Raw genomic sequence first — 17,264 nt, 5'->3', positions numbered from 1 at the left:
GTAATCCTCAAAAACACAGGTTCCTATTTTCCACAAATAAACTTTAAGCTTTCAAGCCACCTTTATCTCTTTTTCCAGCTTCTTGACCATATCCCTGAGCCGGATTGCTTCCTCGAAGTCCAGCCTGTCCGCGGCCTCTTTCATCTCGGATTCCAGTTCGATGATTACGTTAGGGATGTCGGATTTGGGGATGTGTTTGGTGTCTGTGATGTCCACTACTTTTTCCTTGATAGGCTTCTTAATCGTTTTCGGGACGATGCCGTGCGCTTCGTTGAAGGCGATCTGCATGAAGCGGCGGCGTTCGGTTTCGTCCACGGCCCTTTTGATGGAATCGGTCATTTTGTCAGCGTAGAGAACCACTTTTGAGCTGGCGTTTCTTGCAGCCCGGCCGATAATCTGGATCAGGCTCTTTGTGTCCCTGAGGAAACCTTCCTTGTCCGCGTCCAGGATACCGATGAAACCCACTTCCGGGATGTCGAGCCCTTCCCGTAGCAGGTTGATCCCGACCAGGACGTCGAACTTGCCCAGGCGGAGTTCCCGGATGATCTCGGTCCGCTCGATGGTCTTGATGTCCGAGTGGAGGTAGCGGGCTTTGATCTCGTTCCTGGCAAGGAAGTCGGTCAGCTCTTCGGCAAGCTTCTTGGTCAGGGTTGTTACCAGAGCACGGTCGCCCCTCTCCACGATCTTCCGGACCTCTTCCATGACGTCCTTGACCTGGCCTTCCAGGGGACGGACTTCAACTTCTGGGTCCACAAGGCCGGTCGGACGGATGATCTGTTCCACGACCTGGGCCGAGTGTTCCCGCTCGTATTCCCCGGGGGTTGCCGAAACGAAGATCACGTTATTCATGTACTGCTCGAATTCCTCGAAGCGGAGGGGCCGGTTATCGAAGGCGCTCGGGAGCCTGAACCCGTAGTCCACAAGGCTCTTTTTCCGGGAATAGTCCCCTTTGTACATCCCGTGGAGCTGGGGAAGAGTCTGGTGGCTCTCGTCGACTACCAGGAGAAAGTCGTCGGGGAAATAGTCCAGGAGGCAGAAGGGTTTCTCCCCGGGTTTCCGGTGGTCAAAGTGCCGGGAGTAGTTTTCAATGCCCTTACAGCTCCCGGTCTCCTCGATCATTTCAATGTCATAAAAGGTGCGCTGCTTCAGGCGGTGGGACTCCAGGAGGTCCAGGGTGGGGAGGTGCCCATCCAGCTCTTCAAGGATGTCTTCAATGGCGCTTTTCTGTTCCTCTTCGGGAATGACGTAGTGCCGGGCGGGATAGATAAAGAAATATTCCATGTCTTCCTTTCGCTGCCCGCTCTGCTTGTCGATTTCGGAAATCCGGTCTACCTCGTCCCCGAAAAGTTCGATCCTTATGATGTTGTCAAAGTACCCGGGGATAATGTCAATGGTATCTCCCTTTACCCGAAAGCGCCCGGGCATGAGTTCAAGGTCGTTTCGTTCATACAGGATATCAACGAGCCTGCCCAGGATCTCTTTTCTCGAAACCCTGTCCCCTACCTTAAGCTCAAACCCCATCTTCTGGAAGTTTTCCGGGTTTCCGAGACCGTAAATGCAGGACACTGAAGCCACCACGATCACGTCGGGCCTGGACATAAGGGAAGCCGTGGCTGCAAGCCGCATCTGCTCGATCTTGGGGTTGATGCTGGCATCTTTTTCAATGTACTGGTCCTTTGCAGGCAGGTAGGACTCAGGCTGGTAGTAGTCGTAGTAGGAGACAAAGTATTCTACCCGGTTTTCCGGGAAAAACTCCCTGAATTCGTTGTAGAGTTGGGCTGCCAGGGTCTTGTTGTGGGCGACCACAAGGGTCGGTTTCCTGACCTTGTTTATGACGTTTGCCACAGTGTAAGTCTTACCTGAACCAGTCACCCCCAGGAGAGTCTGGAACCGGTCTCCTTTATTCAGCCCGGCAACGAGCTTTTCGATAGCTTCCGGCTGGGAGCCCTTTGGACTAAACTCGGATGTAAGCTTGAACTGCGGTTCGGGTGAGACTTTTGAGAGCTGGCTGGAAGATGTCTGGCTGGAAGATGTCTGGTTTGAAGAAGTCTGGCTGGACTGTGTCATTATAACGCGACCTTTTACGAAATCAGTGCCTTCTGCCTGAGCAGACGGTTATAAGTAATTGCAAACCTGTGGGCTTCGTCCCGTATTTCCTGGACAAAGAGGGAAGCTTTTTCTTCTTTTTTGATAGGGAGAGGGGATTTGAGCCCCGGCACGTAGATTTCCTCTTCCCTTTTGGCGATGGAAATAATCGGGACCCTGACCCTGAGTTTCCGGAGTTCCTGGAAAGCTGAGGAAAGCTGCCCCTTTCCCCCGTCGATAACGATAAGGTCGGGCATTTCGTGCCCGTCTTCCAGCAGGCGGGTGTAGCGGCGGCGCACGACCTCGGCGATAGAGGCAAAGTCATCTATCCCTTCCACGCTCTGGATCTTGAAACGGCGGTAGTTGTGCTTGTCAGGCCTGCCCCCCCGGAACTGCACCATGGAACCCACGGTTGAGGTGCCCGCAAGGTGGGAGATGTCAAAGCACTCGATAACATTGGGAGCTTTCGGGAGGGAAAGCTTCTGCTGGAGGGCCTCGAGCTTTTTTCGGTCCCCGAAGAACCCAATCTCAACGTTTTTCCCTGCAAGGTCCAGAAGTTCCTTTTTCTCCCCCTGCTTCGGGACCGTAACCTTCACCTTTTTCCCTTTTACATGGGCCAGGAAGTCCTCGAGGGACTCGTCAAGTGGCTCGGGCACGATCAGTTCTCCCGGAGGTTCGTTTTCTGAGTAGTACTGAACAAGGAACTCCTCGAGGAAGTCTCCCCCATAGGCAAAGACATAGTCCTGTTTGTCTTCCAGGGTGCCTTTGTAGACTTTGAAGAGCATGAGATAAACGGTGTTGTCCTTAACAAGATAGTTCAGGATGTCCTCATCGTGCTTTTTCTGCCTTTCGACGTTTTGTTTTTCCTGGAGGAATTCAAGGGCTGCAATCTCGTCCCGCAGTTCCATTGCCAGTTCGAACTGCTGCTTTGCCGCAAGTTCCCTCATCTCGGTTTCCAGGGACTCCATGAGCTCCCTGATATTGCCTTTCAGGACCGAAGCCGCCCTCTTCACTTTTTCCCTGTAATCCTCCACCGAGATATTCCCTATACAGGGCCCACTGCACACCCCCATGTGGTAGCGGAGACAGGCACGTTTCGGCATCCTTTTACAGGTCCTGAGCTGGAAAGTCTTCCTGACGACCTCGTAGATGTAGTCCCTCTCCCTTGCCGAGACAAAGGGCCCGAAATAGTCTCCCCCGCCGACCCTTTTCCTGGCGAGCCTTATGCGCGGGAACTTCTCGTCCGTAAGGTGTATGCATGCATAGCGCTTCGAGTCCTTGAGGGCGATGTTGTAGCGCGGCCAGTGCTTCTTGATCAGGGTGTTTTCCAGCAGGAGAGCCTCTACTTCGGTATTCGTGACAATGAAGTCAAGCCCCTTTGCCGCCCGGACCAGGTTTTCCGTCTTCGGATCATGGTCCCGTTTCTGGAAATAACTGCTAACGCGCTTTTTCAGGTCCTTTGCCTTGCCCACATAGAGCACGCCCCCTTCCTCATCCTTGAAGAGGTAGCAGCCGGGCAGGTGCGGAAGGGCCTCCAGGTCGATCATGTTTTGCAAACCTCGGTTTTTTGAGTTATTTCAATATCTTATCCTAATTTTATTCAGGGTTTTAGAATACTTCCAGGGTTTTATCCCTATTTTTTACTTCGAATCCTCTTCAAAAACCTCTTCTTCCTCGAAGACCGCCTCCACCATTTGCCCTCCGGCTGCATTAATGTAAGAAATCCCTTCTCCGAGAACTTTCGGGGCAAGGAATGTCCCTGTATAGCTTTCCGGTACCCTGGCAATCTCCTCGGGTGTGCCGGCAGCCACAATCTCCCCGCCTGCGTTCCCACCTTCGGGCCCCAGGTCGATGATATGGTCCGCGGATTTGATAACGTCCAGGTTGTGCTCAATCACAACCACGGTGTTGCCTTTTGCCACCAGGTCGTTCAGGACGGAGATCAGTTTTTTCACGTCGTGGAAGTGCAGCCCGGTGGTGGGCTCGTCCAGGAGGTAGATGGTCTTGCCCGTGCCTTTCTTGGAAAGTTCCCGGGTCAGTTTGATCCGCTGGGCTTCTCCCCCGGAAAGGGTGGTGGAGCTCTGCCCGAGCTTGATGTAGCCGAGGCCCACCCGGGAGAGGGTGTCGAGCTTGTTCCTTATGGCGGGGACGTTTTCGAAGTGATCGCGCGCCTCTTCCACGGTCATGTCCAGGACTTCGGAGATGGACTTGCCCTTATACTTGACCTCTAGGGTCTCCCGGTTGTAGCGGGTGCCCTTGCACTCCTCACACTCGATGTAGACGTCGGGCAGGAAGTTCATCTCGATCTTGATCAGCCCGTCGCCCTGGCAGGCTTCACAGCGCCCGCCCTTCACGTTGAAGGAGAAACGCCCTGCCTTGTAGCCCCGGATTTTGGCTTCCTTTGTTTCGGCAAAAGCCTGCCTGATGGCGTCAAAGACTTTCGTGTAAGTGGCAGGGTTCGAACGCGGAGTCCTGCCAATGGGGCTCTGGTCGATTACAATTACCTTGTCGATCTCGGAATCGAAAGTAAGCCTGTCGTAGTCCCCGGGGCTTACGTTCGATTTGTGGAACTTCTTCATCAGGGCCTTGTAAAGGGTATCATAAATAAGCGTGGATTTCCCGGAACCCGAAACCCCTGTTATAAGGGTGAAGACCCCGATAGGAATGTGCACGTCGATGTCCTTGAGGTTGTTTTCCCGGCAGCCCTGCAACCTGATAAAAGCCTCGCTGCTCCTCCGGAAGGCAGGAGGCTTAATGTGCTTCTCGCCGGAAAGGTACTGGCCTGTCAGGGATTCGGGGTTCAGCTCGATCTCCTGCGGAGTGCCTTCGGCGACCACGTAGCCCCCGTGGATCCCGGCCCCGGGACCTATGTCCAGGACGTAGTCCGCAGCCCGGATTGTGTCCTCGTCGTGTTCCACCACAAGCAGGGTGTTTCCCAGGTCCCGCAGGGTCTGCAGGGTCCTTATCAGGCGTTCGTTGTCCCGCTGGTGCAGCCCTATGGAAGGCTCGTCCAGGACGTAGAGCACGCCCATGAGGTTGGAGCCGATCTGAGTTGCGAGGCGGATGCGCTGGGCTTCCCCTCCCGAGAGAGTCCCTGCACCGCGGGAGAGGGTAAGGTAGCCGAGCCCCACATGTTCCAGAAAACCCAGGCGGGAACGGATTTCCTTTAAGACCTGTTTTGCGATTTCCTGTTCTTTTTCCGAGAACTCCAGGGTCTCAAAAAATTCAATGCATTCGGTGATGGAAAAGTCCGTTACGTCCACGATGGACCTTTCCCCGATCTTCACAGCCAGTACTTTCCCTTTCAGGCGCTTTCCGTCACACTTCGGGCAGTGCCTTACCTGCATGAATTTCTCGAGTTCCTTTCTCCGGTATTCGGACTTTGTCTGGTGGTAGAGCCTTTCGGACTGCGGGAGAAGCCCTTCCCAGGAGCCTTTGTGGGACCAGTGGGCGTCCCCGTTCTTCATGCTCATGCTGAACTGGATGCGTTCGTCTGAACCGTGCATCAGGGCATCATACTGCTCTTTGCTCAGTTCCTCAATCGGGGTGAAGATGTCAAACCCGAAATGTTTTGCCACGGCTGCGAGGTGCTGGCTCCTGTACCCGTCCAGAAAGTTCCGGTAAAGCGCAACCGCTCCGTCTGCGATGCACAGGCTCTTATCCGGGATGATCAGCTCAGGATCGAACTCCATCTTGATCCCGAGCCCATTGCAGGCTTCACAGGCCCCGAAGGGGCTGTTGAAGGAAAACATCCGCGGCTGGAGTTCCTCAAAAGCCATGCCGCAGACCGGGCAGGCCATGTTTGAGGAGTAGAGCTGTTCCTTGCTTTCGGAGTCCACGGCGATAAGGAGCCCTTCAGCCCTTTTCAGGCCATTTTCACAGGCCTCGACAAGCCTTGAACGGTCCTCGGTAGGGTCCAGGCGGTCGATGACCACTTCGATGTCGTGCTTCTTGTAACGGTCCAGGGTGATCTCGTCGTCCGTGCGGTGGATCTCCCCGTTGACCCGGACCCTGGCGAAACCTTCGCTGTCCAGGTCCCTGAAAAGCTGCTGGTAAGTCCCTTTCTTCTGCCTGATAATAGGGGCAAGGATAGTGGCCATCCCCTCGAATTCCGAGCTTATGCTGTCCGCAATCCTTTCCGGGGACTGGGACTCGATTTTGATTCCGTGCACCGGACAGTGTGGAGTCCCTACCCGGGCAAAGAGCAGCCTCAGGTAGTCGTAAATTTCAGTGACCGTCCCCACGGTACTCCGGGGGTTTTTCGAGGTGGTCTTCTGCTCGATGGAGATTGCCGGGGACAGCCCTTCGATACTGTCCACGTCCGGCTTGTTCATAAGCCCCAGAAACTGCCGCGCATAGGCGGAGAGGGACTCCACATACCTGCGCTGCCCTTCGGCATATACCGTGTCAAAAGCCAGGGTGGACTTCCCCGAACCTGAGACACCGGTAATAACAATAAATTTGTCCCGGGGAAGCTCAACGGTAATGTCCCTAAGGTTGTGTTCCCGAGCCCCTTTGATAATGATATTTTTCATTTTTTTACTCTCGGATTTTGTCTTGTCTCTGCTTGAAACAATTAAGGAGATGATTTGAAAGATGATGATTCGGATGATGATGATTCGGATGATGATGATTTGAATGATGATTTGAAAGATGATTTGAAAGATGATCTGAATGGTAGTCTGGATAATAATCAGGGAAATGGTTTGAAGTAAGAGAAATAAACTATCCTTATATATATTTAAGGAAAATTTATAAATTTTGTATCATATAATAGTGTGGCAAGTTCCTGGTCAGAAAGCCCATATAACAAAACGTGAACCTTTTATTAATAAAGTTATATAGCGGAGTGAAAGTATTAATCAAAAACCTTCACCTTATTCGTAGTTATTTTTCATAGTTTCCTTTTCTTTTCTTAGTTCTTTTTTTAATTCCTTTTAAGCTGCCTTCTGCTTTTCAGGGACTTTTTAATCCCCAGTAGCCTCTACCTTCCGCTCACTGGTCAGACAAACATATTAAAAAAATACATAATCATGTGGGTGGTTGATAAGCCGCCGGAAAAAAATACAGACTTGTCAGTTTCAACCTGTTAACAGGAGTTAAACTATATTGATAGTATATATAATTATTCACTTCGCAATATTTTATTACATTTATTAGAAATACGGAAAAAAGTGACTAACGGAACGGATGAAAAAAACAGGATTTCACCACTTCCTGCGAAGCTAAATGGATAGAAAAAGAACTTAAAGGGATAGAAAAAAGAGCTTAACAGGATAGAAAAAGCCTGATGGGAAAAATCCGGAAGGGCAAAGCCCCAATTCCTCCGGATTTTTCCCGGTTACCCAACCTTTTGTTTTCTTGCAAAACCTGTTTTAGGTTTCACCCCATTTCATTCCAACGGATTCCCGCTAAGTTCGGGTTTCCCGCTTTTATCGTCATGTAAACTATCTCTGGACCAGTGCCCTGCCAGGAAAGCTCCGGAAAGGTTGTGCCAGATGCTGAAGATTGCCCCGGGCAGTGCCGCAGCGGCAGTGAAGTGTTTGATCGCAAGGGCAACACTCAGGCCGGAGTTCTGCATCCCGACCTCGATTGCTATGGTCCTTGCCTCCGTTTCGCTGAGTTTAAGGGCTTTTGCGACCCCGTACCCTCCTGCGAGGCCAAGCCCATTGTGCAGGACCACAGCAAGCAGAACCAGCGGGCCCATGCTTTCAAGGCTGCCCCTGTTTACCCCTATGATCACCGCAATGATGATCACGATTGCCAGGGCCGAGATTGCGGGGAAAATGTCCCTGATCTTGCTGATCTTCTCTTCGAAGAAATAGTTGATTGAAAGCCCGAAGACCACCGGCACGAGCACGATCTTCACGACACTCACGAGCATGCCCATTACGTCCACATTCACGGTCTGCCCGATGTAGAGCCAGGTCAGGAAGGGAGTTGCAAGGAAAGCAACCAGGGTGGACACGGAGGTGAGTACGATCGAGAGGGCAACGTCCCCTTTTGCGAGGTAGCAAATCACATTTGAAGCCGTACCTCCTGGACAGCAGCCCAGCAGGACAACTCCGGCCATGAGCTCAGTCGGAAGGTTCAACATTATACAGATAATCCAGGCAAAAAAGGGCATCAGGGTATACTGCATAACGGTGCCCAGAACCACCACGGAGGGTTTTTTTAACACTGCCAGGAAGTCGTCCACGGAGAGGGTAACTCCCATCCCCAGCATGATCAGGCTCAAAAAGGGCACTATCAGCCCTTTATGGGGTGCAAAGTACTCCGGGTAAAAATATGCCACTACAGAGAGCAAAACAGCCCAGAGGGGAAATAATGAAGTGAACTTTTTAAGCATCTTGACACACCTTTCATCGAGTTTCCAGAACCGAAACTTACCAGTACTGAACTTTAAAGAATAAACTACTGCTTAAACAGCTATAATAGTGAAACATTATTGGAACATTGTTGGAACATTATTGGAACGTTATTGGAACGTTATTGGAACTCGTTTAGCTGTATTAAATAGAGCCATTTAAATTAGCAAAGTTAAGCATAAACTTTAAAGAGTTGAATCGGCCTGTAAACTACATCTACCACCTGTAATTACCCTAGCAGACCTTAAAATGATAAATAAATGATCGGCTAGCTTATCGAAACTAGGAAATGGCACTTTAAAAATATATCCATTTATTATCGATAAATTATATAGCTTTGAGTAAATTTCGAAATACTATATAAATCTCACTATTTTATTTTAATTAAAAAAATACTATAATGTTAATATTTTCCTGCCCAGGGCCCGTCCCCACTTGTTACCTATATATAGAGGCTCTGCCGATACTTCTGCCCTATGAGACTTGACGCATACCTTGTTGATATGGGCTACTTCAAATCCAGGGGGCGCGCCAAAACTGCCGTCCTTGCTGGCAGTGTAAAGGTAAACGGTGCCGTTGTAAAGAAAGTATCCAGGGATGTGGCCTCAGACGACGAAATCGAAGTTGCCGAGGGCCTGGACCAACCCCAGGGTTACTTTAAGCTCAAACGTATCCAGGAAGAAAGCGGGATTATCAAGCCCGGCGACAGGGTCCTGGACCTGGGTTCAAGTGCCGGCGGGTTCATCCTCTTTGCTTCGGAGATCGCAGGCCACATAACGGGAATCGAGTTCAGCCGGGACTTCAGGAGTGAACTTGGGAAAATAGCCTTTGAGCAGAAAAATGTGGAAGTCATGTTTGGAGATGTTTTTACTGTGCCTCTGAACACCCTCTCGGAAGAACCGGTGGACGTGATCCTCTCGGATATGACCCTTGAGCCCAAGGACTCAATCAAAGCCCTTTCCCGGATCCTGCCCCTCCTGAAGGAAAATGGAAAGCTCCTCCAGGTAATAAAGATGCCTAAAAAGAAAAACCCGAAGCCTTTCCTCAGTAAAATCGAAGACCTCGGGCTTGAAGTCCTCCAGGCAATCAGTTCGGAAAAGCAGGAAATCTACGTGATAGCAAGAAAACCCGGAAGTGAGGAAAAAGAAGCTGAAAGTAGGGAAAAAGAACCAGAAAATCGGGGAAAAGAAGCTGAAGGTTTGGAAGTAGATCAAAACTAGTGGGAAGTGGATCAAAATTAATGGGAAGCAAATGAAAGTGGATGAAAAAAGAGAGGCCTTTTCCGACGGGAACCCGCCTGCAGCCACCCCTGCTAAAGTCGGGATAAGGATCTACGGCAACGGAAGACCGGTACGCCTCTTAGTCGCGGGCCTGCACGGAGAGGAATGGAAGGACACGACCGGGATCCTGGAGAAACTCAAACCCCCGGAAACAGGCACATTAGCACTCATTCCCCTTGTAAGCAGGGAAAAATATGTCTCGACCCTGGATCCACGCTACTATCCGGGGATGGGAAAACCGATCATTGAAACCGTAGAAAAGCTTGAGCCTGAAATCTACATAGAGCTTCATTCATACGGCAGGGAAAACTTCGAAAAACTCGCAGGAAAAGACAGGATTGACAGAGCAGGAGTCCCAGCTTACAGCATCCTGAAAGCAAGGGTTCTTCTGGGCTCGGTTTCCCCGCACATCAGGAGAAAATACTTTCCAAAAGAAGCTCTCTGCCTCTCTTTTGAAATCGAAAAAGGTAACCTCGCATCCAGGGAGTTTGCTTCCGTGATGGTTGAAAAAATAAAGGAAATAGGTTCAAGGGACGAGTTTATCACATGTTTGCGAAAGGAATTCCCGGAGCAAGCGAAAAAAGCAGTAGAGGATTACAGGCGCTTTTATGGGGAGATCTGAGCCTGTAATCCAGCGGCCTAATCAGATGTGGCTTCAATCAGAAATTGACACCGAAGTTTTGAAACCAGCGTTTAATTCTTTTTTGTATTCCGTTTTAACTTCGAAGGTGGGAAGTCCCCTTCCTCGGCTCCGAAGGAGACAGGGAGAGGTAGTTCACCCATATTCCAGCAGGGCTTTCAGTTTGGCATCCGTTTGCAGGAAGACTTTTTCTTTTTCATGAAGGATATTTTCAGCGACTTCCACCCCGCTTTTCATAGCCTGCTGATCGAAATAACTTGCATTGTTGTATGTTTCTACAAGTCCATTATAGTACAGCCGCTGGTTCTCATAATCCAGGGACTGTACTTTCCAGTCAGCATAAAGATCAATAAAATTCCTATAGTTCCTCGGATTGCTAAACGTAAGTCCGCCGTAGTAGTTTTCATTTTCGTCGCTGTAAACAACGTAGCCCCCGGTACATTCGATGGCTAACCAGGAACCAGGAGATACTTCAGCCAGAACCCAGGCGTGGTTGAAGCTATCAATTACCCCGGAGTTCAGTAAGCCGGAATCCCCTGATACGGAATCACGTGTCTCGAACTCCCCTGGACTTTCAGAATCAAGATTTTCGCCTATAGGCTTACCGTCCCCTATCCTGCCGTTATCTTCAAAATCAAAATTACCAACTGCGATCCTTGCATTGATACCTTTTGCCTTCAACATGTTCCAGACGTCCTGGGCCATGTTGTCGCAGTCATAAACGTCATCTTCAGTATATGTATGGCTCTCGTAATAGTCGGCTGCAATCTGTTCACAGACCTGGACGTTTCTTTCCGCTTCATCTGTTCCGGGACCTGTCAAGTCCGGAAGATATGCATCGGAATCAAGGGCAAGGGTTGAGTACGCAGTTAAAAAGAACCCTGCCATGCAAACCAGAGTTATGACCCATATGCACTTCAAAAGAGACTTACAGATTGTTTTTTTATAATTACTAGTGACGCAACTACCGGTTTTCAGGTTTCTTATTTCATCAGGGGCATGACTATTTGATTCAATTTTTTCGGTTTCGAGTTTACCTTTTCTTTCCCTTCCGCAACTAGAGCAAAAACGATCCTTCGGATCCATTTTCGATCCACAATTACCACAGTACATTTTCCGCCACCGTTAAATTACCATGCCTGAATCCTGAAGATGCCTGAAATTCCGGGGAAAAACTTCAAAACATTCTAATTTAAAGCAAAGATTTGTTTATTTATATATATAATTGATCTGAATTAATTATAGTCAAATCGTAAAAATCCTATTTAATCTTAAAACTTATAGTCCAATAATAGATTAATAACCCAATGATATAATTTGTAATCATGTCATAAAAATACCTGACATTGGCCAAGGTAAAAAAACATAGCCAATAGATGACATATAAAATTTTACACATCCAATTATAGAGATGTAAAGTTACAAAACAACAAAATTAGTTGCGTATAAATGTTCTAAAAAAAACGTTTTTAAAAAAACATTTGCGAAAAAGAAGACAAAGACATTAATTCAATGATATAAAAAAAATCATTGAGCTTATGAATATTGAGATGAAAAACGAAAAAGGAAAAACAAAGAAGGAAAAATAAAGAACAAAAACAAAGAACAAAAACAAAGAACAAAAACGAAGAACAAAAACAAAGAACAAAAACAAAGAACAAAAACGAAGAAAACGAAAAAGGAAAAACAAAGAACAAAAACAAAGAACAAAAACGAAGAAAACGAAAAAGGAAAAACAAAGAACAAAAACAAAGAACAAAAACGAAGAAAGAAAGCTGCAGAACATAGCCTGCAACTTTTGCCTTTTTCATTTAGTTTGATTATCGTTTTTCGCCTTAAGATCCGATCCGATCCGATCCGGACAGGCCCGGTTCAGGCTTTTACCTGCGCATGTTCATTTGCGGGGCAGACATGCCGTCGTAAGTGGCTGCCATGTGTTCAGGCCTGACGTCCTGAATTTCGGAGCGCTGGGCGCGGAGGATATTGTCCACACGGAGGACCATTTCTGCGGCTTCGGAGCCGGCCTTGATGGAGTTTAGCTTAACCCTGAGGGGGTCCACAACACCTTTTTCGAACATGTCCTCGATCTCACCGGAGAAAACGTTTATCCCGGCGTTTTTGTCCTCGGCATGTTTTGCCCGCAGGTTCAGGATGGTATCGATGGTATCCATGCCCGCGTTCCGGGCAATTGTCCTCGGTATTTCCTCAAGAGCGTCAGCAAAGGCCATAATAGCCATCTGTTCGCGGCCACCTATGCTTGAGGCGTAAGAGCGCAGACCAAGAGCGACCTCGACTTCGGGAGCTCCGCCTCCGGCCACAATCCTACCGTCCTCGACCACACATTTGACAACCCGCAGGCCATCGTCAATTGCACGTTCTACGTTGTCCACAGCATGTTCGGTCCCGCCGCGGATGACAATGGAGACGGTCTTTGCACCTTTGCAGTCCCTGAGATAGGTCTTGCCCTGATCGCCTTCACGGTCCTGTTCGAGCAGTCCGGCATGTCCGAGCTCGTTTTTGGTCAGTTCCTTGATGTTCCGGATAGCCCGGCCGCCGGTAGCTTCGGCGATGTGCTGAAGGTCCTCGTTTTTCACCCTACGGGTGGCGTAGATTCCGTGGCCCTGAAGGTAAGCGGATATCTTTTCGTCCATGCCCTTGGAACAGAAAACGGCATTGGCACCTGCCCTGATAATATAATCAGCCATTCCGAAAAGGGTAGCTTCCTCTTCTTTCACGAACTTTTCGAGGTCCTCTACGCTGGAGATCTGTAATTTTGCCTTGTTTGAGGTTTTTTCGATTTCCATCGGGGTATCGATTAGCGCAAGATTCGCATTTTCAATCCTGAGCGGAGCGTTCCTGTCCATAGCCACCTTTTCAATAACAAGCCCTTCCACAAACTCGGAATCTTCAGTGATGCCTCCGATTTCTTTTAACATAGCAACGTGCTTCAGGTCTGCCTTATCCCTATCGTAAACGGCAAGTACCGCATCCACAGCGATCTTTGCAAGCAGAGTGTTGTATGTTTCAGTGGCTTTGCCCGTAGCTGAAGTCCTGGCAACCCTGGCAAGAACCTCCCTGTCCTCAGAGCCCACGGGAACCGCGAGACCCTCAAGGATCTCTACAGCCTTTTCGGCCGCAAGCCTGAATCCCTTGACAACGAGAGTGGGATGCACCCCATTCTCAATAAGCTCATCGGCCTTTTCAAGCAGAGTCCCCGTAAACACAACTGAGCTGGTGGTCCCGTCCCCTGCTGAACTCTCGAGGGACTGAGCGACCTCCACAACCATCTTGGCTGCAGGATGTTCGATGGACATGTCGTGCAGGATGGTAGCACCGTCGTTAGTAATAGTAACGTCTCCCAGGACATTGACGAGCATCTTGTCCATGCCCCTCGGCCCGAGTGTACTCTTAACAATGCTTGCCACTGCTTTTGCAGCTGCAATGTTCATGCTGAGGGCTTCTTTACCCTTTGTCTGCTCTTTATTCGGATCTATTATGAAAACTGGCTGGCCACCGCTTGCCATCTGAACTTAAACCTCCTAAAAATATTTGATTATCGTGACATTTAAATTTGTAAACTTCAAATACCTGAATCCTTAAATACCCGATAACTTAAAGTATTTTTCCCGGCGCTTAATCCTGTCTACCTGATTCCGGATAAATTGAGGTAGTTTTTCCAGTCAGAGCCTCTCTAGTATCCGGAAAGATATCTCATACCAGAGAAGAGTTCTCCCAACAGAGAATATCTCTCAGCTCAGGGTATCTCTCATATGTATATCTCACATAAGAGTAGCTCTCACAGATTATCCTGTTACTTCCACCTGCAAATAATTTAAGCGCATCGAAGAAGGATTTGATCACAAAAGTACTGATAATACTTCTATAAAAATATGCCGGTCTTCGGAAATGTAAATTCCATTCAACAACCCGGATAGCAGAAGAACAAAACGAGCAGATACACCCGTTACGTTTCCTTTTTTCAGGGATGCAAGACAGAAATTTTGTCCGGATTTAAATCCGGCCTTATTTCCGCAGCACTTATCAATTTAATTGCCAGTGATCGTAATTCTAAATGAATTCTAAATGATCTTACTTATCAATAATTGTACATCTCAATGACATCTATATTTAATTGTCAATGATTGTACATCTCAATGCCTTCTTAATGATCTTATTTTTTAATGATTTCCACGGACCCGTCCGTTTTCCCGATGTAGACCTCGTCAACATTGGAAAAAATCCCGTGCTCGACAACGCCGGGAATTGCAGACAGTTGAAGGGAGAGGGCTGCGGGGTCTTCGATCACGCCAAAAGCCACATCGAGAACGAAATTCCCGTTGTCCGTAATCACGGGGCCATCTTTACGGGACGCCATTCTGAGTTCGGGTTTCCCCCCGAGTTCCCGGATTTTTTTCACGACGAGCTCCTTTGCAAAGGGCAGGACTTCCACGGGCACTTCCCGGTCAAGTTCCTTGCTCATTTTAGAGTCGTCAGCAACCACCACAAAGTGTTTTGCAGAAACAGAGACGATCTTTTCCCGGGTGTGAGCGGCTCCCCCTCCCTTGATAGCATACATTTTTACGTCTACCTGGTCTGCCCCGTCAATGGCAAGGTCGAGTTCCTGGTGTTGGGCAAGGGTGGTCAGGGGGATTCCGGATTCGATAGCGAGCATCTCGGACTGGTATGAGGTAACGACTCCCAGGATGTTAAGTCCCTCTTCCCGGACCTGCCTTCCGAGTTCTTTAATCGTGTATGCAACCGTTGAGCCAGTCCCGAGCCCTACAACCATGCCAGACCTGACAAGCCGGGCTGCGGCAATCCCTGCTGACCGTTTCTCCGGTTTTTCAGCGGATACGTTTCTGTCTGTCATACTATGACCAACCTTCCGTTCAAAGTTGAAAAAATAATCGCTTGAAATTCTGAAAATCAAAGAAGAACTTCAAAGAAGAACTTCAAAGAAGAACTTCAAAGAAGAAAATATTGAAAAATAAAGAAAATTGAGGGAAATCAGGGAGAAAGTCTTCTCCTGTCCCTGGGGAAGAGCACGGTATCTCTGATGTTATCGGTGCCGAGCATTGTCATGACAAAACGTTCGCAGCCCATACCCCAGCCTGCATGCGGGGGCATCCCGTAATCGAAGGCTTTCAGGTAGAACTCAAAACCGTCGGGGTTCAGGCCCTGGGACTCGATCCGGCTCTTGAGCAGGTCCGGGATGTGGATCCGCTGGGCTCCGGAGGAGAGTTCCATGGTGCGGTGCATCATGTCAAAGGACTTGGAGAATTCCGGCCTGTCCTCGTAGGGCATGGCATAGAAGGGCTTGATTTCCGTAGGCCAGTCGGTGATGAAGTAGTGGGACTCGCCGGTGGTTTCATATACATACTGGCCCACAGCATGTTCGCCCTGGGTACCGAGGTCGTCTCCCCACTGTATTTTCTCTTCCGAGTGGGCATTTATGATCTCGATGACTTCGTCGTAGGTAAGCTTCTTGAAGGGGAGCTTCGGGACCTTCAGTTCGACCCCGAGAGTTTCAAGGGCATTGCCGCAGTTTTCAAGGACCTTTGTGTAGACGTAAGCCACCAGGTTTTCCAGGATTTCCATTACGTCAAAGTGGTCGGCAAAGCTGACCTCGACGTCAATAGAGGTTGCTTCGTTCAGGTGCCTGCGGGTGTCGTGCTCCTCTGCCCTGAAGATGGGTCCGATTTCAAAGACCCTGTCAAAGCCGCCGCCCATAAGGATCTGCTTGAAAAGCTGGGGGCTCTGGTTGAGGAATGCCTCCCTGTCGAAGTAGGTGATCGGGAAAAGTGAGGTACCGCCTTCCGTAGCCGTAGCCACGACCTTAGGGGTTGCGGTCTCAAGAAAACCGTTTTCCACAAAGAATTCCCGGACTGCCTGGAGCACCTGGTGTCTGACCTTGAAAACAGCCGTTGATTCGGCCCGTCTCAGATCGATAAAGCGGGAGTCCAGCCTTGTGTCCAGTTCAGCTTCCACTTTCCCGGTGGTGTCCATGGGCAGCGGAGAGTTTGCCTCGTTCAGGACAACGATTTCCTCGGGGATAAGTTCGTACCCGTTGGGAGCTTTTTCTTCGAGTTTAACAGAGCCTGTTACCGAGATCACGGACTCGCGCACAAGCTTCCTTGCGGCGTTGAAAAGGTCCCTGTCGATTTTCTTCTTAACAAGCGTGACCTGAGCCCTTCCTTCCCGGTCCCGGAGCACAACAAAGCAGATCCCTCCGAGGTCCCTGACCTCGTGGACCCAGCCAGCAAGGGTTACCTTCTGACCGTCTTCAATTTTTTCAGGGTTTACGTCGGTCGTATAATGCGTTCTGAGATTTGCTAAAGACATAAATTCACACCTTGATTGAGGGTAAATATAATTTTTAATGTAAATGTGACATGCCGATTCAATATGGTAATATAATGTTTGAACGGCGCTGTAATGCAAATGAATTCTGAAATCTGAGTACATGCTGAAACGTAAATGCACGCTGAAACGTAGGTGAATAGTCATTTCCCTTTTATTAAAGTATTTGTCTTAACCCAGTATCTCCGAATCAATGTTCTAATTTTTATAATAACTCGTGGTTTGCCTAAATTTTTTATATTTTTAGTATATACATAATATATACTATGAAGAAAGTTGAGTTGCAAGCCCAAAACCATCTTGAAATTGATAACATTGAAGGATTCTTCATTCGCAAAGTAAGCAAATTCGGGAATGGTGCAAAGGTCGACTGCCCCAAGGAGTATCTTGGACGTACGGTTTATCTGGTGATAATATGACTTTAGATCCCTCCAGATATTTTCGTACTCTAAAGACATTGGATACATTCATAGATCGTTCTCTGGAGTTAACACCAAAGAGCAAATTCCTTTCCGGCTTCCACTATGATCG

General features: G+C 48.8%; 12 protein-coding genes. 4 read left to right on the top strand and 8 right to left on the bottom strand.

The window, feature by feature from the left end:
- Positions 1-51: 51 nt before the first annotated feature.
- From uvrB to uvrA, 3 genes are all read right to left on the bottom strand, one after another.
- A complete protein-coding gene (gene uvrB / locus ACSAZK_RS16975; RefSeq protein WP_440955197.1) occupies positions 52-2,067 on the bottom strand; it encodes an excinuclease ABC subunit UvrB in 2,016 nt (671 codons plus the stop codon).
- Positions 2,068-2,081: 14 nt separating this feature from the next.
- Positions 2,082-3,632 (bottom strand): excinuclease ABC subunit UvrC, encoded by a 1,551-nt coding sequence (uvrC, locus tag ACSAZK_RS16970; protein WP_440955196.1) that lies wholly within the window; start codon positions 3,630-3,632, stop codon positions 2,082-2,084.
- 93 nt (positions 3,633-3,725) lie between these two features.
- Positions 3,726-6,620: an excinuclease ABC subunit UvrA gene (gene uvrA, locus ACSAZK_RS16965; RefSeq protein ID WP_440955195.1), complete on the bottom strand. Its 2,895-nt coding sequence runs from the start codon at positions 6,618-6,620 to the stop codon at positions 3,726-3,728.
- Between the two features lie 54 nt (positions 6,621-6,674).
- On the opposite strand from uvrA, the gene ACSAZK_RS16960 reads away from it, so the two are divergent.
- The gene (locus ACSAZK_RS16960; protein WP_440955194.1) at positions 6,675-6,800 is read left to right on the top strand and encodes a hypothetical protein; all 126 of its coding nucleotides are present in this window, start codon (positions 6,675-6,677) and stop codon (positions 6,798-6,800) included.
- Positions 6,801-7,477: 677 nt separating this feature from the next.
- Here ACSAZK_RS16960 and ACSAZK_RS16955 read toward each other — a convergent pair.
- On the bottom strand, positions 7,478-8,434 hold the full coding sequence (locus ACSAZK_RS16955; protein ID WP_440955193.1) for a bile acid:sodium symporter family protein: 957 nt from the start codon (positions 8,432-8,434) through the stop codon (positions 7,478-7,480).
- 495 nt (positions 8,435-8,929) lie between these two features.
- Between ACSAZK_RS16955 and ACSAZK_RS16950 the strand changes: the two genes are divergently transcribed.
- Positions 8,930-9,673 carry an SAM-dependent methyltransferase gene (locus tag ACSAZK_RS16950; RefSeq protein ID WP_440955192.1) on the top strand — a complete coding sequence of 248 codons (744 nt, stop codon included), beginning with the start codon at positions 8,930-8,932 and terminating at the stop codon, positions 9,671-9,673.
- A 37-nt stretch (positions 9,674-9,710) separates the two neighbouring features.
- Positions 9,711-10,355, top strand: a complete 645-nt coding sequence (locus tag ACSAZK_RS16945; RefSeq protein ID WP_440955191.1) for a DUF2119 domain-containing protein — start codon at positions 9,711-9,713, stop codon at positions 10,353-10,355.
- 153 nt (positions 10,356-10,508) lie between these two features.
- On the opposite strand, the gene ACSAZK_RS16940 is transcribed toward ACSAZK_RS16945, so the two are convergent.
- From ACSAZK_RS16940 to aspS, 4 genes are all read right to left on the bottom strand, one after another.
- Positions 10,509-11,294, bottom strand: a complete 786-nt coding sequence (locus ACSAZK_RS16940; protein ID WP_440955190.1) for a hypothetical protein — start codon at positions 11,292-11,294, stop codon at positions 10,509-10,511.
- 959 nt (positions 11,295-12,253) lie between these two features.
- A complete protein-coding gene (thsA, locus tag ACSAZK_RS16935; protein WP_440955189.1) occupies positions 12,254-13,897 on the bottom strand; it encodes a thermosome subunit alpha in 1,644 nt (547 codons plus the stop codon).
- 647 nt (positions 13,898-14,544) lie between these two features.
- Positions 14,545-15,243 (bottom strand): ribose 5-phosphate isomerase A, encoded by a 699-nt coding sequence (gene rpiA, locus ACSAZK_RS16930; protein ID WP_440955188.1) that lies wholly within the window; start codon positions 15,241-15,243, stop codon positions 14,545-14,547.
- 137 nt (positions 15,244-15,380) lie between these two features.
- Positions 15,381-16,715, bottom strand: a complete 1,335-nt coding sequence (gene aspS / locus ACSAZK_RS16925) for an aspartate--tRNA(Asn) ligase (RefSeq protein WP_440955187.1) — start codon at positions 16,713-16,715, stop codon at positions 15,381-15,383.
- 284 nt (positions 16,716-16,999) lie between these two features.
- On the opposite strand from aspS, the gene ACSAZK_RS16920 reads away from it, so the two are divergent.
- Positions 17,000-17,152, top strand: a complete 153-nt coding sequence (locus ACSAZK_RS16920; protein ID WP_440955186.1) for a DUF2080 family transposase-associated protein — start codon at positions 17,000-17,002, stop codon at positions 17,150-17,152.
- Positions 17,153-17,264 lie beyond the last annotated feature (112 nt).

This window comes from Methanosarcina sediminis (genome assembly GCF_052056915.1).
Taxonomy (GTDB): domain Archaea; phylum Halobacteriota; class Methanosarcinia; order Methanosarcinales; family Methanosarcinaceae; genus MTP4.
Note: the sequence above shows the minus strand (reverse complement) of the source record. Positions and strands in the feature narration are given on the sequence as shown.